Below are 25,982 nucleotides of genomic sequence, written 5' to 3'. Positions count from 1 at the left end.
CGATCTCTCGGTCACACTGCGCGAGGAGATGACACACGCCCAGGACTATCTGGCCTTGATGCAGGTGCGCATGGGGCGTCGGCTTCAGGTGCAGATGGACATTGCCCCCGAGTTGCACGAGGTGCCCCTGCCCCCGATGCTGGTACAGCCCCTGATCGAGAACGCCATCAAACATGGTCTGGACCCTTTGCCTGAAGGTGGCACGCTGCACATTCGTGCGTATCGTGAGGGTGAGATGCTGACCATCCAGGTGCAGGATTCCGGGCAGGGCTGCTCCGCACTGGAGGCGCCTCTCGCCCAGCCAGGGCAAGGTTTTGGCTTGAAATGCATCCGCGAGCGCCTGCTGGCCTCCTATGGCGATGCGGGCGCACTGCACTTGGACAGCACACCTCCTGCATCCGCCCCTCACCAAGCCGCCTGCGGCACCACGGCCACCTTGAGGCTGCCGCTGCGCCCCCCCACCTGGGCGCCCGCCCACAGCTGACATGACCTCCCCCTGCGCCTTGATTGCCGAAGACGAGCCGGTGCTGGCCGAAGCCTTGCGCCGTCAGCTGGCTCAGCTGTGGCCCGAGCTGCAGGTGACGCACGTGGTGGGAGACGGCCAGCAGGTGCTTGACCTGGCATCACGACATCGGCCTGACATCCTGTTTCTGGACATCCACATGCCACGGCTCAATGGCCTGGACGCCGCCGAGCACGTGGTGGAAGCCTGGCCCCACGATCGGCCCCTGCCCCTGGTGGTGTTCATCACGGCTTATGACCACCACGCCGTGCGCGCCTTCGAGCGGGCGGCGATCGACTACGTGCTCAAGCCCGTTCGCCCCGAACGCCTGGCGCTGACCTGCATGCGGCTGCAACAGCAGCTGGCCCGCCGTGAGCCCCTTGCGCCCGTGCACGAGGATGCCCTGCCCGCCCACCTGATGGACCTGCGGCGGGCTCCCGGCTTGGCAGAGGTCGAGGCGCCGCTGCGGGTGCTGCAAGCGGCCGCAGGCTCGTCCATCTACCTGATTCCGGTGGAAGAGGTCGTCTATCTGGAGGCCTCGGACAAGTACGTGCGGGTGGTCACCGCCACGCAGGACGCCCACGCGCCGGACTGGCTGATCCGCACCCCGCTGCGCGAGCTGGTGCATCGGCTGGACCCCAGCCTGTTCTGGCAGGTTCACCGCAGCCATGTGGTGAACGTGAGGGCCGTGGAACGCATCAGCCGCCAGGAGCACCGCACACGCCTGCACCTGCGCCAGCGGCCCGAGGTGCTGGAGGTGAGCCGCCTGTACGCCCATCGCTTCAAAGCGATGTGAACAAGCGACATGTGAGTGCGGCACAATCAGGGGCCTTCGCAGGAGCCCCCTATGCCCGTCAACCTGACCGCCCCCCTTCCCTCTGATCTGCATCCCGTGCCTGGCGTGAAGCTCGGCATCACCATGGCCGGCGTGCGCAAGGCCAACCGTCGCGACCTGACCGTCATCACCCTGGACGAAGGCGCGGCCGTGGCCGGCGTGTTCACCAAAAACCGCTTTTGCGCCGCGCCCGTGCAGCTGTGCCAGGAGCGCCTGGCCGCCGGCAACGAAATCCGCGCGCTGCTGATCAACACCGGCAACGCCAACGCCGGCACCGGCGAAGACGGCCTGGTGCGCGCCCGCGCCACCACCATCGCCCTGGCACGCCTGCTGCACCTGTCGCCTGAACAGATCCTGCCTTTCTCAACCGGCGTGATCATGGAGAGCCTGCCGGTGGAGCGGATCGAAGCCGGTCTGCCAGGTGCCATCGCCGACCTGAAGGAAGACAACTGGGCCGTGGCCGCCGAAGGCATCATGACCACGGACACCCTCCCCAAGGGCTACTCCAAGCAAATCACCCTGGGCGGCCAGACCGTGACCATCACCGGCATCAGCAAGGGCGCCGGCATGATCAAGCCGAACATGGCGACCATGCTGGGCTACCTGGCCACCGATGCCAACGTGGCCCCCGGCCTGCTGAAGGCGCTGGTGACCGAGGCCGCGAACGCCTCGTTCAACCGCATCACCATCGACGGTGACACGTCCACCAACGACTCGTTCGTGCTGATGGCCTCGCGCAAGGCCGCCCACGCCGAGATCACCGACCTGAACAGCGCCGACGGCCAAGCCCTGCGCGCTGCCTTGATCGAGGTGTCCCAAAAGCTGGCCCAGGCCATCGTGCGCGACGGCGAAGGCGCCACCAAGTTCATCACCATTACGGTGGAAGGTGGCCGCGACGAAGCCGAGTGCCAGAAGGCGGCCTACGCCATCGCCCACTCGCCGCTGGTCAAGACCGCGTTCTTCGCCTCCGACCCCAACCTGGGCCGCATCCTGGCCGCGGTGGGCTACGCTGGCATCGACGATCTGGACCAGAGCCTGATCGAATTGCACCTGGACGACGTGCACGTGGTCGCCAAGGGTGGCCGCCGCCCCGAGTACCAGGAGGCCGACGGCCAGCGCGTGATGAAGCAGGCCGAGATCACCATCCGTGTGGGCCTGGCCCGTGGCAACGCCACCGCCACGGTGTGGACCTGCGACCTGTCGCACGACTACGTGACGATCAACGCCGACTACCGCAGCTGACCCGCCCCTGACCGGCCTCACTGGCCATCGCTGCCCGACACCAGACCCGCAACGGTCTGGTGTTTTTTTTGGGTGCGGGCGTGCTAAGGTTTGGGCGTCACCCGCGCGGCACAGCCGGGCATGCCCATGAGGAGTCAGACATGAGCCCAGTCACCTCGGACGCCGACTTCAAGGTCGCCAATCCCCACGCCCTGGCCACCATCCTGGAAGCCAGCGAAACCCGCACCATCATCGCGTCGAACGACATTTTCGACATCAACGGGATGAAGCTGTGGGCCCGCGACCAGCCGGTGTCACGCGACCTGCAGCGCAAGCTGATGGACCGCGCGCTCAAGCAGCCGCTGGAAACCTGCCTGATGGCCGAGGACGGTGTAAGCAACGCCACCTTGCAGGCGGCCCTGCAACAGCTGATCCATGGGCAGGGCCCGCTGACCCCGCTGCTGCAACCCCATGCCGAGGCGCTGGTGCGCTGTGCGGGCACGGTGCGCCTGCATTCGGTGGTGCAATTGCTGCTGAGTGCGGTGGAGACCGCTCGCCCGGCTGCCTTCCAGCATGCCATCGAGGCCATGGCGGTGGCCGGCGCCTTGATTCGGGCGCGCAACACCGACGACCGCTTGGTGACGCTGGCGATGACCGCCGGCCTGCTGCATGATGTGGGGGAGATGTACATCTCGCCCGCCTATGGCGAGGCCGATGCGCTGAGCACGCTGGACGTGGACAGCTACCGCCAGCTGGTGGTGCACCCGCACATTGGCCAATTGCTGCTGACGCAGCTGACCGACTACCCCAAGGACATCGCCCGCGCGGTGGGCGAGCACCATGAGCGTCTGGATGGCTCGGGCTACCCGCACCGCCTCACCGGCGACAAGATGTCCACCCTGGGCAAGCTGCTTTCAGCCACCGAAGAAGCCCTGGCGGCGCTGCGCCTGCCGGGCGCCACCCTGCACCACGCCAGCGTGGCCCTGCGCGTGGTGCCTGGCGAGTTTGACGAGTTGCTGGCCGGCCCGCTGTCGTCTGCGGCCCGCCATGCACCTCCGATGAAGCCGCGTCGCGCCCTGCCCGCCTTGCTGTCCGAGCTCGACCGCCTGAACGTGACGCTGCAGGAAACCATGATCCACGTGGACGGCGTGCTGCCTGCCGAGCCCAGCCCGGGGCTGCAGCGCGCCGCCGACCTGACGCTGTACCTGCTGCACAAGCTGCGCGCGGGCTGGAACGAGAGTGGCCTGTGGAGCCCGGGCGCCATTGGCGACGAGGTGGCCGCCGAAGCCGAGGCGGTGCAAGACGCCCTGCGTGCCCGCCTGCGCCTGATCGAGCGCGTGGCCCGCCTGACGGCCGGCCCCAACCTGTCGGACGAGGACGAGGATCGCCTGAATGCGCTGTGCCAGGGCCTGGTGGAGGAGCCCAGCCCCCAACCTTGACTATACATTCGCCCAAATACATAATGGATCGTTTGGACTTGATCTGGGAGGACTGCGGCAGACGCCCGCGGGTGCCCCCAGACCATCGGGATGATCCAGACACCTTTCTACCTGATCGACCAGTCGGCGCTGCTGCGCAACCTGCAGATCATTGACCAGGTTCGCCAACAGTCGGGCGCCAAGGTCTTGCTGGCGCTCAAGTGCTTTGCCACCTGGTCGGTTTTCGACTTCATGCGGCCCTACATGGACGGCACCACCTCGTCGTCGCTGTACGAGGTCAAGCTGGGCCATGACAAGTTCGGGGGCGAGACGCACGCCTACAGCGTGGCCTTCGCCGACCACGAGATCGCAGAGGTCGTGGCCCACAGCGACAAGGTCATCTTCAACTCGATCAGCCAGTTCCTGCGCTTTGAGGCCACCGCGGGCGGCAAACCCAAGGGCCTGCGCCTGAACCCGGGCATCAGCCACTCCAGCTTCGACCTGGCCGACCCGGCGCGCGCCTTCAGCCGGTTGGGTGAGTCGGACCCTGAACGCATCCTGGGCATCATCGACCGCCTCGACGGCGTGATGATCCACAACAACTGCGAGAACAAGGACTTTGCGCGCTTCGACGCCCTGCTCACCCAGGTCGAGCAGCGCTATGGCGAGGTGCTGCGCCGTCTGAAGTGGGTGAGTCTGGGTGGGGGCATCAGCTTCACCTCGCCCGACTACCCGGTGGACGCGTTTTGCGAACGCCTGCGCCGCTTTGCGCAGACGCACGACGTGCAGGTGTACCTGGAGCCTGGCGAAGCCACCGTGCGCCACACCACCACGCTCGAAGTCAGCGTGCTGGACATCGGCTTCAATGGCAAGCACCTGGCCGTGGTGGACAGCTCGACCGAGGCACACATGCTCGACCTGCTGATTTACCGGGAGACGGCCACTTTCCCTGATCAGCAGGGAGAACACGTGTACCAGATCTGTGGCAAGACCTGCCTGGCCGGCGACATTTTCGGCGAAGCGCGCTTTGCCCAGCCGCTGCAGGTGGGCGACCGCATTTCGATTGGCGATGCCGGCGGTTACACGATGGTCAAGAAGAACTGGTTCAACGGGGTTCACATGCCAGCCATCGCCATCAAGGAGCTGGACGGCCGCGTGCGCGTGGCGCGCGAGTTCTCGTTTGACGACTACGTCAGCAGCCTGTCGTAACGACGGGCTTTCACCCATGACAGACGGAGGTCATCCATGAAGCGCAATGTCTTGATCATTGGGGCCGGAGGTGTGGCCCATGTGGTGGCACACAAATGTGCGCAGCACAACGCCGCGCTGGGCCACATCCACATTGCCTCGCGCACTCTCAGCAAGTGCCAGGCCATCATCGACTCGATCCATGAAAAGGGCCGCCTGCAGCAAGCCGGCCAGCTCACGGCCCACGCGCTCGACGCGATGGACATCGAGGCCACCAAGTTCCTGATCCGAGCCACGCACAGCCAGATCGTGATCAACGTGGGATCGCCCTTTTTGAACATGTCGGTGCTGACGGCCTGCCTGGAAACGGGCGCCGCCTACCTGGACACCGCCATCCACGAGGACCCGGACAAGGTGTGCGAGACGCCGCCGTGGTACGCCAACCATGAGTGGAAGCGGCGCCAGGCCTGTAAGGATGCGGGCGTGACCGCGGTGCTCGGCGTGGGGTTCGACCCCGGCGTGGTCAATGCCTATGCCCGCTATGCGCTCGACCACTGCTTCGATCGCGTGGACTCGATCGACATCATCGACATCAACGCGGGCCAGCATGGGCGCTACTTCGCGACCAATTTCGACCCGGAGATCAACTTCCGCGAGTTCACCTCGACGGTGTGGTCGTGGGAGAACGGTGCCTGGAAGGCCAATGCGATGTTCGAGCACCGCAAGGACTGGGACATGCCCGTCACCGGCGTGAGCACGACCTACCTGACCGGGCACGATGAGCTGCATTCGCTGTCGCAGAACCTGGGCGTACCCAACATCCGCTTCTGGATGGGCTTTGGCGAGCATTACATCAATGTGTTCACGGTGCTCAAGAACCTGGGCCTGCTGTCCGAGCGGCCGGTGCGCACCGCCCGGGGGCTGGAGGTGGTGCCGCTGGAGGTGGTCAAGGCCGTGCTGCCCGATCCGGCCTCTCTGGCGCCTGACTACACGGGCAAGACCTGCATTGGCGACCTGGTCAAGGGTGTGAAGAACGGCCAGCCCGAGGAGGTCTTGATCTACAACGTGTGCGACCACGAAGCGTGCTACCAGGAGGTGGGCAGCCAGGCGATTTCCTACACGGCCGGGGTGCCGGCGGTGGCCGCGGCCCTGTTGATTGCAAATGGCACCTGGGACGTGGGCCAGATGGTGAACGTGGAAGAACTGGATCCCCAGCCCTTCATTGCCCTCATGAACACCATGGGCATCGTGTCGCGCATCCAGGACCGTGAGGGCGACCGCCTGCTCGACCCGGCGCCGCAGCTCTCGAACGCACAGCGCCCTCTGCGCCGTGCTCAGGCGCGCTGACACCCGACATCTTTTTCGTCGTGGGCCTTGAAATCCCTGCGAACGGTCCGATATCACAGTACAAGGTCAACACGGCGAGAGCGATCAAGCCTACAATGACTCAACTTTTCCTGGGGCCGACCTGGTTTCGACGTGGGTGCGGATTCGGGACAGGGCATGTCGAGCACCAGTCAGCTCGTAAATCCACTGGAAAAAAACTAACTGCAAACGATCAAAAGTTCGCACTCGCCGCTTAATACCGGTGAGCCTCACAACAGTTGGCCTATGGGCTGGGTCTGAGTCGTAAGACAAGGACTGTGAGGTCATTCACATAGGCTGGGCTTCAGCTGGGTCACTCAGTTGAGGTCGAGATCAAGTGACTGGCTGGCTTGGTAGCGTGCTGCTGCGCGATCAGGCTGGCGAGACTCAAATCAGACAGCTAAACATGTAGATCTGCTCGATGATGGCTTACGGACGGGGGTTCAATTCCCCCCGGCTCCACCAATACCTGAAAATCCCAACCCTCAGCGGTTGGGATTTTTTTTGGTCGCTCCCCCAGCAGGGGTCAGGCGTGGCCGCGGTGCACCCGGTTGCGGCCATTGGATTTGGCCTGGTACATGGCCGCATCGGCCTGGGCCAGCAGGGTGGTGGTGTCGGGGCAGGCCAAACCCGCTTCGGCCACCCCGACGCTGATGGTGACATGCAGCGTGGTGTCGTTCATGGGCACCACGATGGCTTGTATGGCCAGGCGCAGCTTTTCCGCGATCTGCTGGGCCTCGTGCAGGTCCGTGCCGGCAAGCAGCACCCCGAACTCCTCGCCGCCCAGTCGACCGCACAGGTCGGCTTCGCGCAACGCCGTCTTGAGTCGTTGCGCCACGGCTTGCAGCACCCGATCGCCCGCTGCGTGGCCGTGGGTATCGTTGATCTGTTTGAAGTGGTCGATGTCCACCAGCAGTGCACACAGGGGCAAGCCGTAGCGCCGGGTGTAGGCAAACACTGTGTCGGCCTGTTCCTTGAAGGCGCGGAGGTTGTTCAGCCCGGTCAACTCGTCAGTGCGGGCAGCGTTGCTGGCGATGCGGTGCTCGATCTCCAGTTCACGGCGCAGCCTCAGGAGCGACTGCAGCGCTTCCGACAACTCGCGGGTGGCGCGCACGACGAAGATGGAAAACGCCAGGGTGGTGAAGGCCAGCAACCGCTGTTCGCCACCAGGTTCGGTGAGCAGCCACAGCGTTGTGGGCAGCAGCACCAGACCCACAGCGGCCAACGTCATGGAGCGGTAAGCCGAGTAGGCCGAGATCGCACTGCCGGCCATGCCGATCGCAAAAAAGAGGGTGATGACCTGCGACAGCAGGTTGTCGCGAGACATGAGCAAAAAAGCACCGATGCCCCAGGCTCCCGCCGTGAACACCAGGGTGGCCCAATACACGCCCTCCCAGCGAGCAGGGGTGCGGTGCAGAGGAGTGCTGCGGTGGTAAGCCCAGAACAGGCCCAGGCGAACCATGCCGGCCAGGCACAGCGTGATGAGCCACGGCGCGATGACGCGTTGGTTGCCCAGGTCGTGCTGCAACCAAGACAGCGCCAGTGCCCCCCCCACACTGCCAAATGTGGCCAGGAAAGACTGGCGGAACAGGAGTTGCAACCGGTCGGCGCGCACCTGCATGGCAACCGCCCCGCTGCCGGGGTGCTCGGGCGTGGGGAACGAGCGGGTCATGGTGGGTGTTGCGGACTGAGGACCATGCCACATCATACGTGGCGCCCAGTCGCAACACGGCCCGTGCGGATCCACCCCGTCGAAGGGGACCGGCCGATCACTCCTTGCCCGGGTCCTTGACGTTGGCAATCTTGTCGAATTCCACGTTCTGCAACTTGCCGTTCACGCGCTGCACCTTGCGGATGTAGACCGTTTGCACCACGTCGCGCGTGAGGGCGTCAATGGTCAGGGTGCCGCGGGGGCTGGTCCAGCTCAGGCCCTTGGCAGTGGCCACAAAACGATCCCCGCTGGCATCGCCGCCGGTTTTGGCGAGCACCTTGGCGATGAGCTGCAGGCCATCGTAGCCAGCCACCGACATGTAGTTGGGGCGGCTGGTCGGATAGGCCTGGGTGTAGGCCTGCACATAGGCCTTGTTCTCGGCCGACTTGTGGCTCTCCGCGTAGTGGTGGGCCGTGATCAGGCCGAGGGCGCTGTCGCCCATGGCATTGAGTGAGCCTTCTTCGGTCAGGTCACCGGTGGCGATGATGCGCACGCCGGCCTTGTCGAGCCCAGCCTGGGCAAAGGCCTTGGTGAAGGCCACGGTCTGCTCGCCCGGCGGCACGAAGAGGAAAACGGCGTCGGCCTGGCTGGCCTGGATGCGGGGCAGCACTTTGGCGAAGTCGAGCTGGCCGACCGGGATGCGGACATCACCCACGATCTCGCCACCCAGCGATTTGAAGGTGCGCTTGAACTCGGTTTCGGCGTCATGGCCCGGGCCGTAGTCGCTCACCAGGGTGAAGACCTTGCGCACCCGGTTCATGGCACTCCAGGTGGCGAGGGGCGCCGTAACCTGGGGCAGCGTTTGCGACACGCGCACGATGTAGTTGGACTGCGTCGTGATCTTGGAGGCGGCCGCGTTCATCACGATCATGGGCTTGCGGGCCGCAGTGGCCAGGGGCGCGACAGCCAGCGCGCTGGGGGTCAGGCCAAAGCCGGCGAGGATGTCGACCTTGTGGGTGCTCAGCAACTCCTGCGCGGCACGCTTGCTCGCCTCGGGGGCCACGCCGGTGTCGTCCTTGAGGATCAGTTCGACCTGGCGACCGGCGATCTGGCCGCCGTGCTGCTTCAGGTACACGCGCGCACCGCGCTCGATCTGCTGGCCATATGACGCATAGGGGCCGCTCAAGGGCAGCACCATGCCGATCTTGAGGGCTTCGGCCGCCAGCGCGGAAGCCGACAGGGTGGAGGCGAGCAGCGCCACCGAGAGCGAACGGAAAGACTTTGTCAACGCCATACAACTACCTGTTCATGGGGGTAGCGGGCATTATCAACATCTTGATGCGGTGCAGCAAATGGCACACGTCCTTGGTATGACATCCGCGCCCAAAAAGACAACGCGCCCCGGCGCAACAATCTGCGGCGGGGCGCGTTGGGGGATGCCGACTCAGGTGTCAGCAGGCGCTCAGTTCGCGGTCATCAGTGCGGGCAGCCAGGTCGACAGCTGCGGGACCGCGGCAATCAGGATCAGCACGGCCATGACGGCGATCAGGAAGGGGATGGTGGCCTTGAACAGCGCGCCCATGCGGATGTCCGCCTGCACCATCGCGATGTACAGCCCTGGGCCGACCGGCGGGGTGACCAGGCCGATGACGGTGGCCACGGTGCAGATGACGCCGAAGTGGATCGGATCGATGCCCAGGCTGGTGACCACCGGCATGAGCAGCGGCACGACCACGATCAGCACACTGATGCTTTCCAGGAACATGCCCAGGATCAGCATCATGACGATGACCAGCAGCAGGAAAACGAAGGGCGAATCGGTGAGGTTCTTCATCCACTCCACCACCAGGTCAGGCACGCCTTGGAAGGCCAGCGCCCAGCTCATCACCGAGGCGGCAGCGATCAGGCCCGTGATGGTGGCGGTGTTGGTGGCCACATCCAGGAAGATCTTGCCCAGGTCACGCACCTTGATCTCGCGGTAGGCGAAGCCCAGCACCAAGGCGATGATGGAGGCCACGGCGCCCGATTCGGTCGGCGTCATGATGCCCAGCATGATGCCGGCAATCACCACCACCGGGATCAGACCCGGCACCAGGCCGGCCAGCACGATCTTGAACGCCTCGGAGCGGTGACCGCGCTCGCCCTTGGGCAGACCAGGGCCGAACACGCCATAGAGGAAGATGACCAGCGCCAGCGCGACGACAATCAGGATGCCGGGCACGATGCCGGCGATGAACAACGGGGCGATGGGCTGCACGGCCACCACACCGTAGATGATCATCAGCATGGACGGCGGGATGATGGGGCCCAGCAGACCAGACGACACCGTGACCGCGCCGGAGAACGCACGGGTGTAGCCCGCCTTTTCCATGGCCGGGATCATGACCTTGCTCATGACGCCGATCTGCGCCACGGCCGAGCCGAGGATGGACGCAGCCATGGCGTTGGTGAACAAGTTGGCGTAAGCCAGACCGCCACGCAGCCCCCCCACCAGCACTTCTGTGACGGCGATGAGGCGCTGGGTCAGGCCACCCTTGTTCATGATCTCGCCGACCAGCAGGAACAGCGGGATCGCCAGCAGGCTGTTGATCTCCAGCGCACCGTAGAGCTGAATGGGAATGGAGTCGAACAGCACCGACAGGTCGTTGGTGGCCATGAAGACCACGGCGCCGGCCAGGATGGTAGCGACGATGGGCAGGCCGGCAAACAGCAGGCCGAAGAAGATGATCAAAGCGGTCATTGAGTGGCTCCCTTCGCGACCACATGCAGGTCGCGCAGGATGGCAACGAACTGGTGCCAGACGAGCAGGGCCAGCGCCACAGGCACGGCCGAATAGTTGTACCAACGCGGCAACTGCGTGGTGGCGCTCAGCTCGATGCGCACGTCATCGCGCTGCACCCACTCCCAGCTCAGCCAGCCGATGTAGGCGAACAGCACCATGGTGATGACGCCCAGCAAGGCCATCAGGGCATGGCGAGCCCGCAGCGGCAAGGCGCGCGGCAGGAAGTCGATCGTGACCAGCTGGTTCTGGTGCACCAGCAGCGACAGGCCGAACAGGGTGACGAACACCAGCAGCTGCACCGAGATCTCTTCCGCCCAGAAGATGGGCGAACTGAAGAAATAGCGCAAGATGACCTGCGCCATCATGATGACGGTGATGGCCGCTGTCAGCGCCACCACCAGCACGCGTTCCGCGGAGGCGACGCCACGGTCGAGTTTTTGAATCAGTTGGAACATGGCGCCCCTCTCTCTCACAGACCCTTGGCTTGGTCGTAGAAGGCCTTGATCAGCGGGTTCTTGGCGGTGTACTTGTCACGCACCTTGGCACCCACGGCCTGGAAGGACTTGATGTCGGCGTTCACGACCTTGGCGCCGTCGGCCTTGGCGATGGCCAGGTTGTCGGCTTCGGCCTTGACAGCCAGTTGGTAGCCAGCCTTCTCGGCATTGGCGATGACCTTGGTGATCATGTCACGTTCGGCCGGGGTGCGGGTGTTCCACCACTTCTTGGACACCACGATGACCGAGGGGAAGGCCATGTGGTTGGTCAGGGTCAGGTTGGGCGCCTGCTGGTGGAACTTGAGGCCGACCAGGGCGTCGAGGTCCACGTCCACAGCGTCGAGCAGCTTGGTGGTGAGCGACGGGGCCACTTCAGACAGGGGCATGGCCGTGGGGGCTGCACCGTTGGCCGTCCACCAGTCGTTGTAGATGGGGCTGGGGAAGGAGCGCACCTTCTTGTTGGCCAGGTCCTTGGCCGACACCACAGGCTGCACCGACAGCACATGGCGCTGACCGGCGAAGGCGTAGCCCATGCCGACCAGACCGTGCTGGTCCAGACGCTTGAGCATTTCCTTGGCTGCCGGGGTGCTGGCGGCGCGCGAAGCGTGGGCCACGTCCTTGAAGACGTAGGGCAGCGACCAGGCCTGGAAGGACTCTTCACGGTTGGACATGAAGCCCACGGTGAAGATGCCGAACTGCTGGGCACCGGCCTGCATCAGGTTGATCATCTGGCCTTCGTTGCCGAGCTTTTGCAGGGGGCTGACAGCGATCTTCATCTTGCCGCCCGAGGCTTTTTCCAGGTCGGCCGAGATCTGCAGGGCCACTTTGTGCCACACATGGGTCGGCGGAACGATGTGCCCCAGCTTGAGGGACTGCGCCTGGGCACCAACGGCCAAGGTCGACAGGACCACACCGCTGATCACGGTGCGCAGGGAGGGGGTGGCGTGCATGAGAAGCTCCTCAGTAGTACAGAAGTACGCTGATCATCAGCGCTCGAACCGTCAGTGTAGATACGACTGTCCGTATTATCCCCTAGTAGTTTCCCTTGAGCCAGATCAAAACACCACAAGGGGTTAGCCCCGGTTTCTTGATCTGACACATGGTCTGTACACTAATCATCAGCTGGCTCATCAATGAGCATGCAAAGCATTTACCGAACACCGTTTTCTGAGGAGATTCTCATGCAAAAGTACATTCTTGGCACTGGCTTGGCCCTGCTGGGCACCGTGGCCAGCGCTCAGAGCAGCCTCACGCTGTATGGCGTGGTTGATGTGGCCGTTGAGCACCTGACCAATACCGTTACCACGACCGACCCCACGCCCCGCAGCCTGACCCGCATGCCGGGCTTCACGGGCTCGGTGCCCTCGCGTTTCGGCCTGCGCGGCAGCGAAGACCTGGGGGGCGGCCTGCGCGCTGGCTTCACACTGGAATCGGGCTTTGGCGCCGACACGGGCTCGTTCAACCAGGGCAACCGCCTGTTCGGCCGTCAGGCCTTCGTGAACCTGAGCGGCAACTGGGGTTCGGTGATGCTGGGGCGTCAGTACACGATGCTGTTCCACGGCCTGCTGGGCTCGGACATCCTGGGGCCCAACGCATTTGGCTCGGGTTCGCTCGACGTCTACATCCCCAATGCACGCGCCGACAACGCCATCGGCTACCTGGGCACCTTCTCGGGCGTGACCGTCGGCGGCACGTTCAGCACAGGCCGTGACGCATCGACGGCTGGCAACCCCGGTGGCACGAACTGCGGTGGCGAAAATGCCGCCGACAAGACGGCCTGCCGTGAATGGTCGGCTCTGCTGAAGTATGACTCGCCCTCCTGGGGCGCAGCCCTGGCCGTGGACGAGATCCGTGGCGGCGCAGGCTCCTGGGCACCCGCCGGCCTGACCAGCTCCGACTCGATCGACCGCCGTATCTCGTTGGGCGCGTATGCCAAAGTCGCGGGCGTGAAACTGGGCGCCGGCCTGCTGAGCCGTGACAACGACGGCAGCAGCGCGAAGAAGCACGACGGCATCGCCGCCGCCAAGCGCAGCGACATGTGGTACGTAGGCGCTTCCTACCCGGTCACGCCGAAGGTCACGGTCGACGGTCAGGTCTTCCACCTGAAGTACAAGGACAGCGCCAACAAGTCGCTGATGTTCGCTCTGCGCGGCACCTACGCCTTGTCCAAGCGCACCGCCGTGTACGCCACCGCCGGCAGCATCGACAACAGCGGCACCCAGAACCTGTCGGTGAGCAATGCCGCCGCAGGTGGCGTGACTGCCGCAGGCGGCAACCAGATCGGCTTCGCCACCGGCATCCGTCACAGCTTCTGATGACGCGTCGTTGACGTAAGAACTAAGAAGTGAGAAGGGCCCGTTGCTCACGCACGGGCCCTTTGTTTTTTCTGTAGCCGCAACCGCAATACGTCAGAGATACCTGACGCATTCGGTGGTGATCAAGCCAGACGTCCTGCACGGAAGTCGTTGACTGCCTGGTAGATCTCCTGCTGCGTGTTCATCACGAACGGCCCGTACTGCGCAATCGGCTCGTTCAGCGGTTGGCCGGCGATCAGCAGCAAACGTGTCTCGGTCGATGCCTCGATCACCACACCATCGGCCTCAGCCTCGTTACGCAAGATGGCCATGCGTTGCACAGGCACCGCGGTGTCACCGACGCGGGCCTCCCCCCGGTAGACGTACACGAAGGCGTTGTGCCCCGGCACCAAGGTCTGCGCGAATCGGCTGCCCGCAGGCAGGTGCACGTCGAGATAGGTCGGCGCACTCGCCTCACGGGTCACCGCCCCGGTCACACCATGGCTTTCGCCGGCGATCACGGTCACGTCCACCCCTTGAGCCGTTTTGAACCGGGGCAGATCCGCCGCCGCAAAATCACGGTACCAGGGTGCCGACATCTTGTCCTTGCCCGGCAGGTTCAGCCACAGCTGAAAACCTTCCATCACCCCGTCTTCCTGCTGCGGGATCTCGGAGTGGATCACGCCTCGACCTGCCGTCATCCACTGCACACCACCGTTTTCGAGCAGGCCTTCGTGGCCCGCGCTGTCACGGTGCAACATGCGGCCGGCGATCATGTAGGTGATGGTCTCGAAGCCGCGGTGCGGATGGTCCGGAAAGCCGGCGATGTAGTCATCGGGGTTGTCGCTGCCAAAGGCATCGAGCATCAGATACGGATCCAGCCGGCGCTGCAGTTGCTGGGTCAGCACGCGAGTGAGTTTGACGCCCGCCCCGTCCGAGGTGGGGTGGCCCACGATCAACTGCTCGACGGTGCGCGACCGCTGGATGGTCGCCGAGGTGTCTGAACTGCTCATGAGGGGTCTCCTTGATCGAACGGAAGCGAATGGGTGCGAATGACAGCGGCCGAAGCCCGAAGGCTCAGCCCAGAGCCGCCAGCAGATCGTCCTCGGCCTGCGTGAAGCCCTTGTCCACCGCCTCGGGACCCATGGCCAAGCCTTCGGCGTGGATGAACTTCACATCGGTCATGCCCAGGAAACCCAGGATGGTCTGGATGTACGGGGTTTGCGAATCGGCCGGGGTGCCACGGTAGATGCCACCGCGGGCGAAGGCCACGTACACCTTCTTGCCCTGGATGAGGCCTTCCGGACCGTTGGCGGTGTAGCGGAAGGTCACGCCGGCACGGGCGATGGCGTCCAGCCAGGTCTTCAGTTGCACGGGCACGCCGAAGTTGTACATCGGCACGCCCAGCACGATCACGTCATGGGCTTGCACCTCGGCGATCAGCGCGTCGTCCAGAGCCACGCGAGCGGCTTGCTCGGGGGTACGCTGGTCGGCGGGGGTGAACAGAGCGCCCAGGGCGGCGGCGTCCAGCACCGGGTGCGGGGTGACGGCCAGATCGCGCACGGTGACGCTGGCACCGGGGTGCTTGGCCAGCAGGCGGGCCGTGACGGTGTTGGCCAGGCGGGTGGAGTTGGCACCTTCAACGCGGGCGCTGGAATTGATTTGCAGGATCTTCATGAGAGGGCTCCAAGTGGGTGAGTCGATGAATGAACTTTATTCCTCAACAATCCTCTTGATAAGCGCCTCAAATGGGTAACATTGACCCGCCAATGGAACAATATACCGAGTCCACCGCAGGCATCGAAGCCAACGACCTGCTGATCTTTGCCCGCGTGGCCGACCTGGGCAGCTTCAGCCGTGCCGCGGAGCGCCTGGGCCTGCCCAAATCCACGGTGTCGCGCCGCATCGCCTGGCTCGAATCTCACCTGGGCGAGCGCCTGTTGCTTCGCACCACCCGGCGCCAGACCCTCACGGAGTTCGGCCACTTGCTGCTGGAGCACGCCCGCCAGGTGGTCGCCGAGGTGGAAGCCGTCACCGCCCTGCGCGAGCACCGGCAGGCAGCCCCCAGCGGCCGCTTGCGCGTGTCCATGCCCAGCGACTTCGCCACCCTGTTGCTGGCCGACATGCTGGCCGCCTTCGTGGCCCTGCACCCGCGCATCACCCTGGAGTTGGACCTGTCGCCCCGGCGGGTGGACCTGCTGGGCGAGGGCTTTGACGTGGCCGTGCGCATGGGCGCCCTGCCCGACGACGCCCTGCTGGCCGCGCGCCGCCTGACCGTGTTCACCAACGGGCTGTACGCCTCGCCGAGCTATCTGGCCGAACATGGGGAGCCGACGTGCCCGGAAAGCCTGTTGCAGCACGACACGGTTCGCCTGCCGGGCCGAGCCAGCGACAGCACCGAGCCCGGTCACTGGGTGCTGACGCGCGGCGAGGAGCGCTGGGAAGGCTCACCACCCAGCCGTGTCATGGCCAACCAGCCGGAGTTGCTGTTGATTCTGGCGCGCTCCGGGGCCGGCATCACCGCGGTGCCCGACCTGTTCGCCCAGCCTTGGCTGCAGCGGGGCGAACTACGCCGGGTGCTGCCCGATTGGTGCCTGCCCTCACACACCGCGTGGGCAGTGTTCCCGGGACGCAAGCTGATGCCGGCCAAGACCCGCGTGTTCATCGACATGCTCGAAGCGGCCTTGACATCCCCCTGAGCCCAGTCGGCCCATCTCCCACCTGGCACGCACACCATACCCCAACCGGTAACATGCGTCAGCCCTCTTCCTTCCATCGGCGGTATCCATGAACAAGAACCTCTGGCTTCTGGCTGCGGCCCAGGGGCTCTTCCTGACCAACAACGTCGTCTTCATCGCCATCAACGGCCTGGTGGGCTTCAGCCTGGCCCCCGCGGGCTGGATGGCCACCCTGCCCGTGATGGGCTATGTGGTCGGTGGCGCCCTGTCCACCGGGCTGGTCGCGCGCAGCCAGCAACGCTGGGGCCGGCAGGTATCGTTCCAGTTGGGGCTGGCGGTGGCGCTGGGCTCGGCGCTGCTGTGCGCCCTGGCGCTGTGGCTGCACAGCTTCTGGTTGCTGGTCACAGCCACCGTGGTGGCTGGCTACTACAGCGCCAACGGCCAGTTGTATCGCTTCGCTGCCGGCGAACTGGCCACCCCGGCCTTCCGCGAGAAAGCCGTCTCCCTGGTGCTGGCCGGCGGTCTGCTGGGCGCGGTCATCGGCCCCAACCTCGCCAAGTACACCCGCGATGGCCTGGGCACGCCCTTCTTGGGCGCCTACCTGGCCCTGGCGGTGGTGGCCTTGTTGTCGATGGCGGTGATGATGGGCATCCAGTTCCCGCCCGCCGTGCGGCAGGCCAAAGGCGCCGACACCGGCCGCCCGCTGCGCGACATCATGCTCCAACCGGTGTTCATCGTCTCGACCTTGGGGGCCGCCCTGGGCTATGGGGTGATGAACCTGCTGATGGCCGCCACGCCCTTGGCCATGCAGGTGTGCGGCATGCCCTTTGACGACGCGGCCTTCGTGCTGGAATGGCACGTCATCGGCATGTTCGCACCGGGCTTTGTCACCGGCCACCTCATCAAACGCCACGGCGTGCTGACCATCATGGGCGCGGGTGTGGTGTTGAACCTGACCTGCATTGGCATCGCACTGTCAGGGCAAGACCTGCACCAGTTCGCGGTGGCGCTCTTCCTACTGGGCGTCGGCTGGAACTTCCTGTTCACCGGCAGCACCACCCTGGCCATGCAAGCTTACCGGCCGGAGGAAAAAGACAAGGCACAAGCGGCCATCAACTTCTGCGTGTTTGGCGTGATGGCCATCACCTCGTTTGCCTCCGGGGCCCTGATCACCACCCAAGGCTGGACCTGGCTGAACCTGGGCTCGCTGCTGCCCGTCGGCCTGACGGGCCTGGCCCTCATCTGGCTGGGTTGGCAGCGACGGACGGCGCAGACGCGTTGAGCGCAGGCGCCCAGCCTTTCAAGCGCCAGACCTCGGCCTGCAAGGGCGGCACCAGACGCAACGCCAGTGTGAGTTGCGTGTGCAGCAGGCGTTCGGTGCGCGACATGGCTGCCAGCCCGGCCTCGCTGTCGGCGTCACTCAGATCGTTGTGCAGCAGCGCCGACGCCACCGCTGGCGGGCTGGCCTCGCGCGCCTCCAGCGCATCGGCCAGGATGCCCAAAGCCGCCTGCAGGCGATCGGCCTGCGCCAGCACCGGCTCGCTGCAGGCCTGCAACGACACTTCACTGCGATGCGCCCCCAGTGCCGAGAGGTAATTGAGGACAGTGTGCGACAAGGTCAGGAAGCGCCCACACACCGCCGTGTCCAGGCGCACCCGCACCGGCTCCTTGAGCATGGCCGACAAGGCGTTGGACAGCGCCGCATCGGCCTTGTGGGCATTGCGCCGCGCCAGGCGATAGGCCAGATGGTCTTGCTTGCCCGTCTGATACTGCAGCAGGATGTCATGCAGGTATCGCGCCTGGGTGCGCAAGGCCTGCGCCGCCAGATGAGGCCACTGGCGCGCCTGCCAGTTCGGCCACACCCGCCAGGCGGCCACGGCTGCAATCGCCCCGCCCAACACGGTATCGAGCAAACGCGCCGGGATCACACCCTGCGCCATGCCCATCTGGTGAAAGCTCAACAACAAAAGCGTGGTGACCGCGCTGGTAGACACCACATAGTTGGTGCGCCGCGAGCCCAGAAACACCGCGCCCGCCACCACCAGCAAGGCCGATTGCATCACCGCCCCTGGGAACAGACGGATCAAGGCCCAGGCCAGCGCCAACCCGATCACCGTGCCCATCACCCGCTGGGTCAACTTGGTCAGGGTGGCCGCGTACTGCGGTTGGCTCACGAACACGATGGTCAGCAAGATCCAGAAACCGTGCGGGTCGTCCGTGAGCCACATCACCCCGCACCCCACCATCAGGGACACGCTGAGCCGCAGCGCATGGCGACACAACACCGAGCGCAGGCTCAGCTGCGCACGCAAACGCCGCCAGGCCTCCCCCAGCGTGCGCGGGTGGGTGTCCAGCAGGCTCTGATCCACCTCGCCCTGCCCCGGCTCCAGCACCGTGCGGAACACCTGTGCCAAAGCCGTGAGGTTGTCACCCAGGGCTTGCAAAGCCCGCAAGGAGCGACTGGCTGCCTGCCCATGTGACAGGTGCGCAATCGCCGCCTGCATGTCTTCGATCGCCCGTGCGGTGGCGCCGTGGTGCTCGGGGCTGCGGCGCTGGGCCATGGCCACGGACAGCTTCAAGGCCTGGTCCCCCGTCAACGCCAGCACCCGCTGACAGCGGTACAGCGCATCACTGTGAAAGAACGCATCGGCCAGCAACTCGTAATGCTCGTGCGACGAACTGGCACGCTCGTGGATGTCTTGCGCGGCCAGGTACTGTCGCATCGCCGTCTGCAACCAGGGCGGTGGACGCCGCTTGCCCAGACGGCTGAAAATCGCCTCCTTCGTGCCCCCCAGGCTTTCCACCACCCGGCCGTTGTGCAGCGCCAGCGCCATGCGACGCTGCGCCCGGTCGGCATCGCGCACCGGCTCCAGCAACTGCGCCTTCAGGTGCAGGTACTCGCCCAACAAGGCGTACAACTGCGACAGGCGGTGACGCACTGGAGGCTGCGGCAGCAGCGCCGCCCAGAGCACCGACACCAAGCCATACCAGGCGGCCCCGGCCAGCATCAAAGGCGTCACATCCAGCGCATGCAGGCGACTGGTCCGCGCCGACATGGCCACATAGATGAACAAGATGAGCGAGCCGAACGCGATCGCCCGATAGCGTTCACTGAGCGCGCCCAGCATCGTCAACCCAAAGGCCGACAGCGCCAGCACCACCATCAGCAACACCGGCCAAGGCAGCGTGAACCACACCGCCCAGGCCATCACCACAAACGCCCCCAACGCCATCAACTGCGCCCGCAGGCGGCCACGCCAGTTGTCGTCGGTCTCGGTCAGGGCACTGGCGATCACGCCCAGCAGCACGGGCATCAACTCGTCTTGTCGCCCTGCCCACCAGCCCACCGCCAGCACGCAGGCCAGGGCGAGCAAGGCGCGCACGCCATTCATGGCCCCTTCATGCTGAAGGAGGGTACGCCATCCGTCTTTCCAGTTCTCGTCCACTTGCTGCAACCGCCCAGGCACTGCGCCCGCCAAGATCGTGAGCATACGGCCGGAATCCACCCATACCAGCGGGCTGGGTCAAACGGTGCCCCCCTTATGGCACGAGAGTCTTTCACCGTCTTGCGCTGGTTGGGCTGGTGAGCCTGACGACCTGCCCCCCCACAACACACCCCGATTCCGCCCGTCCTCACCACCGTCCCGAGGGCTTTGCCAACACCAACGCCCAGATCCAGATTGGGCAGTTTCCTTGGTACGAGATCATGTGGCGCAGATGACGCGGCGACTTTGAGCCCATTACGCCACCCACAGGGGGCTGCGTGTTGGCGCCACGTCGCGAGTTCGACTGTGGTCAGTGTGTTTCAACTCGCGCTATCGATCAAAAGGTTCGCCCGAACTGCAGGACCAGCCCACTGCGATTGAGGTCTTTTGTCTCTTGACTGGCATACGACAACCCACCCGTAGGAGGTCGATAGAAGCGGTCATTCCCCGCTCTGACCCACGCCAGCCCACCATTCCAACCGTCGCCCCACGTCGCGTTGACCCCCAGCTTCAGGTCGTTGTACGAGGGGTTCATGCCACCGTAGCGAGCGCGCAACTCCGTTCTCCCCCAATGCCCAACGAGGCTGACTCGGTCGCTCAGCGGCCAGTTAACCGACAGGTCGTGATATCGCGTACCCCGGCTACCCGCGCTGTAGCCCGTGCGAACATTGGCGCCAAAATAATCGGTCGCCGAAATCGACAACTTGTAGCTCACCCACTTCCAGCTCACCCCTGCATTAACCTCGAAGGTGTCAAAGCGTTGAGAGACTTGTGAACATGGCGCAGCCATCGCTGCGGACGGACAAGCCGAATGGGCAAGGTTGGCGCCGGGGTAAGCATAGCCATACCCTCCCACAGAGAAGCTCCAGTCATCCCCGAAACGCCCACTGAAGCCTCCATAGTAGTCCAGCTCCAGCGACCCGCCTGGGTAAGTGTTACCCGACACATTGGAAGCCCACAGGCCGGCGTACCAGCCATTCGACCAATTGGCATCGACGCCGCCCTGCAATGCGGGGTGCCCCCAAGTCTGATCAATGCCTCGAAAGCGATAGTGGTTCACCACGCTGATGTTGCTCGCAATGGTGAGGGCCTTGGCATCAATTGGGTCAGGCTCCGCACGGCTCACCATGGACAGAGAAGACAAAGCAAGGCAAGCACTTACCCGGCCAGCAAACCGGTACAAAGAAGTGAGTTTGTTCATGTTGTTCATCGTTTTGACGAAGGTCAGTTCTGTCCACTGGAAGTTCGTGCCCGGGCCACCGCATCCACATCGATGTTGAGCGCCAGAACGTGAACACGTGGCTCCCCAAAGAAGCCCAGCCACGGTTGCTCGGTGTGGCGGTCGATCAAGTCCTGAACCACCAAATGAGGCAGGTCACGTACCCTGGCCACGCGAGCGGCCTGAAACTGCGCCGCGGCCACGCTGATGTGCGGGTCCAGCCCACTGCCGGACGCGGTCACCAGATCCACCGGAACGGGACGGGTGTTCCCTGGATCAATGGCGCGCAAAGCCTCGACACGTGCCTTGACCGCATCTTGCAAGGCAGGGTTCAGCGGCCCGAGGTTGGAGCCAGCCGAGTTAGCCGCGTTGTAAGGCGTCGGTGCCGTCGCCGATGGGCGCGACCAAAAATGCCCAGGATCGGTGAAGGCCTGGCCAATCAGGCGAGACCCGACAACCTGTCCGCCATCGTGCGAAACCAGACTACCGTTCGCCTGCGCCGGGAACAGCCCCTGCCCCACGCCTGTGACCGCGAGTGGATAGGCCACACCAGTCACCACTGACAGCATCACGAAGAGGCTGACAGCAGGACGAACGTACGAATGAGATGGTGATTGCGACTGCATGTGAATCTCCTAGTCGTGACCTCAGACGAGGCCCATGAAGCTCAAGCCCAGATCGATCAGCTTGATGCCGATGAAGGGCACCAGCACCCCGCCCAGGCCATAGATCAGCAGGTTGCGGCGCAAAAGCGTGGCAGCGCCCAGCGCGCGATAAGGCACGCCCTTGATCGCAAGCGGAATCAAGAGCATGATGATCAGCGCGTTGAAGATGACGGCAGACAGCACCGCCGAGGTCGGGCTGGTCAAGTGCATGACGTTCAGCGCCGCCAGTTGCGGATAGGTCGACACGAAGGCCGCTGGAACAATGGCAAAGTACTTCGCGATGTCGTTGGCCACACTGAAAGTGGTCAACGAGCCGCGTGTCATCAGCATCTGCTTGCCGGTCTCGACCACCTCAATGAGCTTGGTCGGATTGCTGTCGAGGTCCACCATGTTGCTGGCCTCCTTGGCGGCTTGTGTGCCCGAGTTCATTGCCACGGCGACGTCGGCCTGCGCCAAAGCGGGCGCATCGTTGGTGCCGTCACCCGTCATCGCCACCAGTCGGCCCTCAGCCTGGTGCTGACGGATGAGCGCCAGCTTCATCTCAGGGGTGGCCTCAGCCAGAAAGTCATCGACCCCGGCTTCGGCAGCAATGGCCGCGGCCGTCAGACGGTTGTCGCCAGTGATCATCACGGTCTGGATGCCCATGCGACGCAGCTCGGCAAAGCGCTCCTTGATGCCCCCCTTGACGATGTCTTTGAGCTCGACCACACCCAACACCTGTGCGCCATCGCTCACGACCAGCGGGGTGCTGCCTTGATGAGCCACACGCTCCACCTCGGCATCAACGGCGCTCGGGAAATGCCCGCCCAAGGCGATCACGTGCTTGCGAATGGCCTCGGCCGCCCCCTTGCGAATCTGGCGCTCGCCCAGGTCGACGCCACTCATGCGCGTCTGGGCCGAGAAGTGCACAAAATTGGCGTTCAGGGCCTGCAGGTCACGGCCACGCAGGTCAAACTGTTGTTTGGCCAGCACCACGATGCTGCGACCTTCAGGCGTTTCGTCGGCCAGTGATGCCAACTGAGCCACATCGGCCAGCATGGCCTTGTTCACACCTGGTGCCGGGAGGAACTCGCTGGCCTGACGGTTGCCCAGCGTGATGGTGCCCGTCTTGTCCATCAGCAGCACATCCACGTCCCCGGCAGCCTCGACCGCCCGACCCGATGTGGCAATCACGTTGGCCTGCATCATGCGGCTCATACCCGCCACACCGATGGCCGACAGCAGCCCGGCGATGGTTGTCGGGATCAAGCACACCAACAAGGCCACGAGTACCGTGACAGACACCGGCTCCCCCGCCCCAGAGGCCATCACGCCAAACGCTGAAAACGGCCACAGGCTGCAAGTGACCACCAAAAAGACGATGGTCAGGGCCACCAGGAGGATGGTCAAGGCAATCTCGTTCGGGGTTTTCTGGCGTTTGGCGCCTTCGACCATCGCGATCATGCGATCGACAAAGGTTTCCCCCGGGTTCACCGACACCCGCACCATGATCCAGTCCGACAGCACTCGCGTGCCGCCTGTGACAGCCGAAAAGTCCCCCCCCGACTCACGAATCACCGGTGCCGATTCACCGGTGATGGCACTCTCGTCCACAGAGGCCACACCGTCGATCACCTCGCCATCCGCCGGAATCACGTCGCTAGCCTGCACCATCACATGGTCACCCTTGCGCAGCTCCGACGATTCGATGGGATGCCACTTCGCCCCGACATCAGCCGACTCAAGCTTCTTGGCCCAGGTCTGCTTTTTGAGGCTGCGCAAGGAAGCGGCTTGGGCCTTGCTGCGCCCCTCTGCCAGCGCCTCGGCAAAATTCGCGAACAGCACCGTGAACCACAGCCATAAGGCAACGGCAACAACGAAGCCCGACGACTCGCCGCCGCTGCCACCACCGGACAAGGCATGGATCGCCAACCCGGTGGTCAGCCAACTGCCCACGTAGACCACAAACATCACCGGGTTGCGCCATTGCATGCGCGGATCAAGCTTGCGAAATGCATCCAGCACAGCAGGCTGCAGCAACACGGGGTCAAACAACTTGAAAACAGAACGTGTCATGTTGGTTCCTTCAACGCCACAGCATCAGTTGCTCCACCACCGGCCCCAAGGCCAGCGCCGGAACGTAGTTCAGTAAACCGATCAGGAGTACCGTCCCCATCAGCAGGGCCACGAACAACGGGCCATGTGTCGGCATGGTCCCTTGGTGAGCCGCCAGGCGCTTCTTGCCTGCCAGAGAGCCCGCCAGGGCCAGCACAGGCACAATCACACCCAAACGACCGAACCACATCGCTACGGCCAGCAGCACGTTGTAAAAGGGCGTGTTGGCCGACAAACCGCCGAACGCACTGCCGTTGTTGTTCGCGGCAGAAGTGAGCGCGTACAGGATTTCGGAGAAGCCATGCGGCCCCGGATTGGCCACCCCCACACGCCCAGCTTCCACCGACGTGGCAAGAGCCGTCCCTGCCAGCACCAGAATTGGCGTGATCAGAATGACCATCGATACCATCTTCATATCGAAGGCCTCGATCTTCTTGCCCAAATATTCCGGCGTGCGGCCGATCATGAGTCCAGCCAGGAACACCGCCATCACCGCAAAGATCAGCATGCCGTAAAGGCCCGTCCCCACACCACCGAACACCACCTCACCCAGTTGCATGTTGACCAGCGGCACCATGCCGCCCAATGGGGTGAAGGAGTCGTGCATGGCGTTGACGGCGCCACATGAGGCATCGGTCGTGACCGTGGCGAAAAGAGCGGACGCGACGATGCCAAACCGCACCTCTTTGCCCTCCATGTTGCCGCCGGCCTGATCCATCGTCTGAGCCTGGTTCACGCCAAGCTCACGCCACATCGGGTTGCCTTGTTGTTCGAAGTACGTGGCCGACCATGCCCCCGCGATGAACAACACGAACATCACCGTGATCACGCTCCAGCCCTGGCGCGCATCACCCACCATGCGACCAAAGGTGAAGCACAGCGCCGCCGGAATCAGGAAGATCAAGAGCATCTGAATGAAGTTGCTCAGAGCGGTCGGATTCTCGAACGGGTGTGCCGAGTTGGCGTTGAAGAAGCCTCCACCGTTGGTGCCCAACATCTTGATGGCTTCCTGAGAGGCCACTGGCCCCATCGCCACTGTCTGCTTCTGACCGGTCAGGGTCTGGAGCTCAACGTAAGGCAGGAAGTTCTGAATCACGCCTTGGTGAACCAAGGCCACCGCGGACACGAAGGCAAGGGGCAGCAGCACCCACAAGGTGGCCCTCATCAAATCGGTCCAGACATTCCCCAGCCCCTGCGCACTGTGACGCACAAAGCCGCGGATCAAGGCCACCACCACCACGATCCCAGTTGCCGCCGACAGGAAGTTCTGCACCGCCAGACCGAGCATCTGTGTGAGGTAACCCATCGTCGACTCACCACCGTATCCCTGCCAGTTCGTGTTGGTCACGAAACTCACGGCTGTGTTGAAAGCAGAGTCCGGTGTCACAGCACCCATTCCTTGCGGATTGAGAGGCAGGACATGCTGCAGGCGCTGCAAGGCATAGACCGCGATGACGCCCAACAAGTTGAACAAGATCAGCGACAGGGCGTAACGCTTCCAGCCCATGTCAACTTCAGGCTGCGCGCCGCAGACACGCAGGATCGGCGTTTCAACCCGGCGCATCCAGGTCACACGCCCCTCCATCACTGCATGGATGTACCGCCCCAAGGGCCATGCCGCGGCCAGCAGCACCACGCAGAACAGGCCTATGAGAGCCAAAGCTTGGGTGTTCATGAAAAGTCCTCCGGGTTGAGCAAAACCGCGATCAAGTAAGCCAGCAACCCCACGGCCAGGCCTCCACACAGCAGCAACTCGCCACTCATGACGCACTCCGCTTCAAACGATCACACCCCATCGCCATGCCGACGATGAGCAGCCAGAACGTCGCGCCCAGCGCGACAAACACGATGTCCATCGGGTTCTCCTGTTCATATCCGATGCCATCGATCGTAGGAAGGCAGCCGTCAAGACGGGACCAAGCTTTCGCATGCCCGCATCAAGAACGCATCAAGACCGACCTGAGCCACTCGCTCATGCACGAGCTTCACCAATTCTTGACACTCAAACCCGCCTTCTCTACATCGTCTTGCCGCCGCGATACCTAGATTGGGCAGTGTCCAAACCAACGCGCCACCCTGTTGTGGCGCTCA

Annotated in this window: 22 protein-coding genes and 1 other RNA gene; 10 read left to right on the top strand and 13 right to left on the bottom strand. The window is 64.2% G+C overall.

The genetic code is table 11. The annotated features are described in order from the left end of the window. From RBT42_RS12870 to ssrA, 7 genes are all read left to right on the top strand, one after another. On the top strand, positions 1-484 hold a 484-nt coding region (locus tag RBT42_RS12870; protein ID WP_320365729.1), incomplete at its 5' end, for a sensor histidine kinase. A gap of 1 nt (position 485) precedes the next feature. Continuing rightward, positions 486-1,298 (top strand): LytTR family DNA-binding domain-containing protein, encoded by an 813-nt coding sequence (locus tag RBT42_RS12865; RefSeq protein WP_320365727.1) that lies wholly within the window; start codon positions 486-488, stop codon positions 1,296-1,298. Positions 1,299-1,349: 51 nt separating this feature from the next. Beyond that, the gene (argJ, locus tag RBT42_RS12860; protein WP_320365726.1) at positions 1,350-2,579 is read left to right on the top strand and encodes a bifunctional glutamate N-acetyltransferase/amino-acid acetyltransferase ArgJ; all 1,230 of its coding nucleotides are present in this window, start codon (positions 1,350-1,352) and stop codon (positions 2,577-2,579) included. A 140-nt stretch (positions 2,580-2,719) separates the two neighbouring features. Next, a complete protein-coding gene (locus RBT42_RS12855; RefSeq protein ID WP_320365724.1) occupies positions 2,720-3,997 on the top strand; it encodes an HD-GYP domain-containing protein in 1,278 nt (425 codons plus the stop codon). Positions 3,998-4,087: 90 nt separating this feature from the next. Next, the gene (locus tag RBT42_RS12850; protein WP_320365723.1) at positions 4,088-5,185 is read left to right on the top strand and encodes a carboxynorspermidine decarboxylase; all 1,098 of its coding nucleotides are present in this window, start codon (positions 4,088-4,090) and stop codon (positions 5,183-5,185) included. A gap of 36 nt (positions 5,186-5,221) precedes the next feature. Beyond that, on the top strand, positions 5,222-6,511 hold the full coding sequence (locus RBT42_RS12845) for a saccharopine dehydrogenase family protein (protein ID WP_320365721.1): 1,290 nt from the start codon (positions 5,222-5,224) through the stop codon (positions 6,509-6,511). Between the two features lie 112 nt (positions 6,512-6,623). Next, positions 6,624-6,994: a transfer-messenger RNA gene (gene ssrA / locus RBT42_RS12840) on the top strand. A gap of 61 nt (positions 6,995-7,055) precedes the next feature. Here ssrA and RBT42_RS12835 read toward each other — a convergent pair. The 5 genes from RBT42_RS12835 to RBT42_RS12815 all read right to left on the bottom strand — a co-directional run bounded on the left by RBT42_RS12835 (position 7,056) and on the right by RBT42_RS12815 (position 12,406). Next, on the bottom strand, positions 7,056-8,201 hold the full coding sequence (locus RBT42_RS12835; protein ID WP_320365718.1) for a GGDEF domain-containing protein: 1,146 nt from the start codon (positions 8,199-8,201) through the stop codon (positions 7,056-7,058). Between the two features lie 97 nt (positions 8,202-8,298). Further along, on the bottom strand, positions 8,299-9,474 hold the full coding sequence (locus RBT42_RS12830) for an ABC transporter substrate-binding protein (RefSeq protein ID WP_320365716.1): 1,176 nt from the start codon (positions 9,472-9,474) through the stop codon (positions 8,299-8,301). A gap of 168 nt (positions 9,475-9,642) precedes the next feature. Next, positions 9,643-10,920 carry a TRAP transporter large permease gene (locus RBT42_RS12825; RefSeq protein WP_320365714.1) on the bottom strand — a complete coding sequence of 426 codons (1,278 nt, stop codon included), beginning with the start codon at positions 10,918-10,920 and terminating at the stop codon, positions 9,643-9,645. Next, positions 10,917-11,417, bottom strand: a complete 501-nt coding sequence (locus RBT42_RS12820; protein ID WP_320365712.1) for a TRAP transporter small permease — start codon at positions 11,415-11,417, stop codon at positions 10,917-10,919. Before RBT42_RS12820 ends, RBT42_RS12825 begins: the two co-directional genes overlap by 4 nt. A gap of 14 nt (positions 11,418-11,431) precedes the next feature. Next, positions 11,432-12,406 (bottom strand): TRAP transporter substrate-binding protein, encoded by a 975-nt coding sequence (locus tag RBT42_RS12815; protein ID WP_320365710.1) that lies wholly within the window; start codon positions 12,404-12,406, stop codon positions 11,432-11,434. Positions 12,407-12,637: 231 nt separating this feature from the next. Here RBT42_RS12815 and RBT42_RS12810 point away from each other — a divergent pair, with 231 nt between their 5' ends. Then, entirely contained in the window at positions 12,638-13,771 is a 1,134-nt protein-coding gene (locus RBT42_RS12810) for a porin (protein WP_320365708.1), read from the top strand. 122 nt (positions 13,772-13,893) lie between these two features. Here the strand turns inward: RBT42_RS12810 and RBT42_RS12805 are convergent, their stop codons facing one another. After that, the gene (locus RBT42_RS12805) at positions 13,894-14,763 is read right to left on the bottom strand and encodes a pirin family protein (protein WP_320365706.1); all 870 of its coding nucleotides are present in this window, start codon (positions 14,761-14,763) and stop codon (positions 13,894-13,896) included. 64 nt (positions 14,764-14,827) lie between these two features. Then, complete coding sequence (locus RBT42_RS12800; protein WP_320365704.1) at positions 14,828-15,427, bottom strand: FMN-dependent NADH-azoreductase; 600 nt, start codon at positions 15,425-15,427, stop codon at positions 14,828-14,830. 92 nt (positions 15,428-15,519) lie between these two features. On the opposite strand from RBT42_RS12800, the gene RBT42_RS12795 reads away from it, so the two are divergent. After that, the gene (locus RBT42_RS12795) at positions 15,520-16,449 is read left to right on the top strand and encodes a LysR family transcriptional regulator (protein WP_320365702.1); all 930 of its coding nucleotides are present in this window, start codon (positions 15,520-15,522) and stop codon (positions 16,447-16,449) included. Positions 16,450-16,537: 88 nt separating this feature from the next. After that, positions 16,538-17,710 (top strand): MFS transporter, encoded by a 1,173-nt coding sequence (locus RBT42_RS12790; RefSeq protein ID WP_320365700.1) that lies wholly within the window; start codon positions 16,538-16,540, stop codon positions 17,708-17,710. Here the strand turns inward: RBT42_RS12790 and yccS are convergent. The 6 genes from yccS to kdpF form a co-directional block, all read right to left on the bottom strand. Continuing rightward, positions 17,667-19,919, bottom strand: coding sequence for a YccS family putative transporter (yccS, locus tag RBT42_RS12785; protein ID WP_320365698.1), 2,253 nt, complete (start codon positions 19,917-19,919; stop codon positions 17,667-17,669). The genes RBT42_RS12790 and yccS overlap by 44 nt on opposite strands. Before the next feature lie 331 nt (positions 19,920-20,250). Continuing rightward, positions 20,251-21,123 carry a TorF family putative porin gene (locus tag RBT42_RS12780; protein ID WP_320365696.1) on the bottom strand — a complete coding sequence of 291 codons (873 nt, stop codon included), beginning with the start codon at positions 21,121-21,123 and terminating at the stop codon, positions 20,251-20,253. A gap of 14 nt (positions 21,124-21,137) precedes the next feature. Beyond that, positions 21,138-21,758, bottom strand: coding sequence for a potassium-transporting ATPase subunit KdpC (gene kdpC, locus RBT42_RS12775; RefSeq protein WP_320365694.1), 621 nt, complete (start codon positions 21,756-21,758; stop codon positions 21,138-21,140). Positions 21,759-21,779: 21 nt separating this feature from the next. Continuing rightward, positions 21,780-23,852: a potassium-transporting ATPase subunit KdpB gene (gene kdpB / locus RBT42_RS12770; protein WP_320365691.1), complete on the bottom strand. Its 2,073-nt coding sequence runs from the start codon at positions 23,850-23,852 to the stop codon at positions 21,780-21,782. 10 nt (positions 23,853-23,862) lie between these two features. After that, positions 23,863-25,566 (bottom strand): potassium-transporting ATPase subunit KdpA, encoded by a 1,704-nt coding sequence (gene kdpA, locus RBT42_RS12765; RefSeq protein ID WP_320365689.1) that lies wholly within the window; start codon positions 25,564-25,566, stop codon positions 23,863-23,865. Then, a complete protein-coding gene (gene kdpF, locus RBT42_RS12760) occupies positions 25,563-25,655 on the bottom strand; it encodes a K(+)-transporting ATPase subunit F (RefSeq protein WP_081961321.1) in 93 nt (30 codons plus the stop codon). Before kdpF ends, kdpA begins: the two co-directional genes overlap by 4 nt. Positions 25,656-25,982 lie beyond the last annotated feature (327 nt).

Origin of the sequence: Aquabacterium sp., assembly GCF_034003525.1 — a bacterium.
Classification (GTDB): domain Bacteria; phylum Pseudomonadota; class Gammaproteobacteria; order Burkholderiales; family Burkholderiaceae_C; genus Aquabacterium.
Note: the sequence above shows the minus strand (reverse complement) of the source record. Positions and strands in the feature narration are given on the sequence as shown.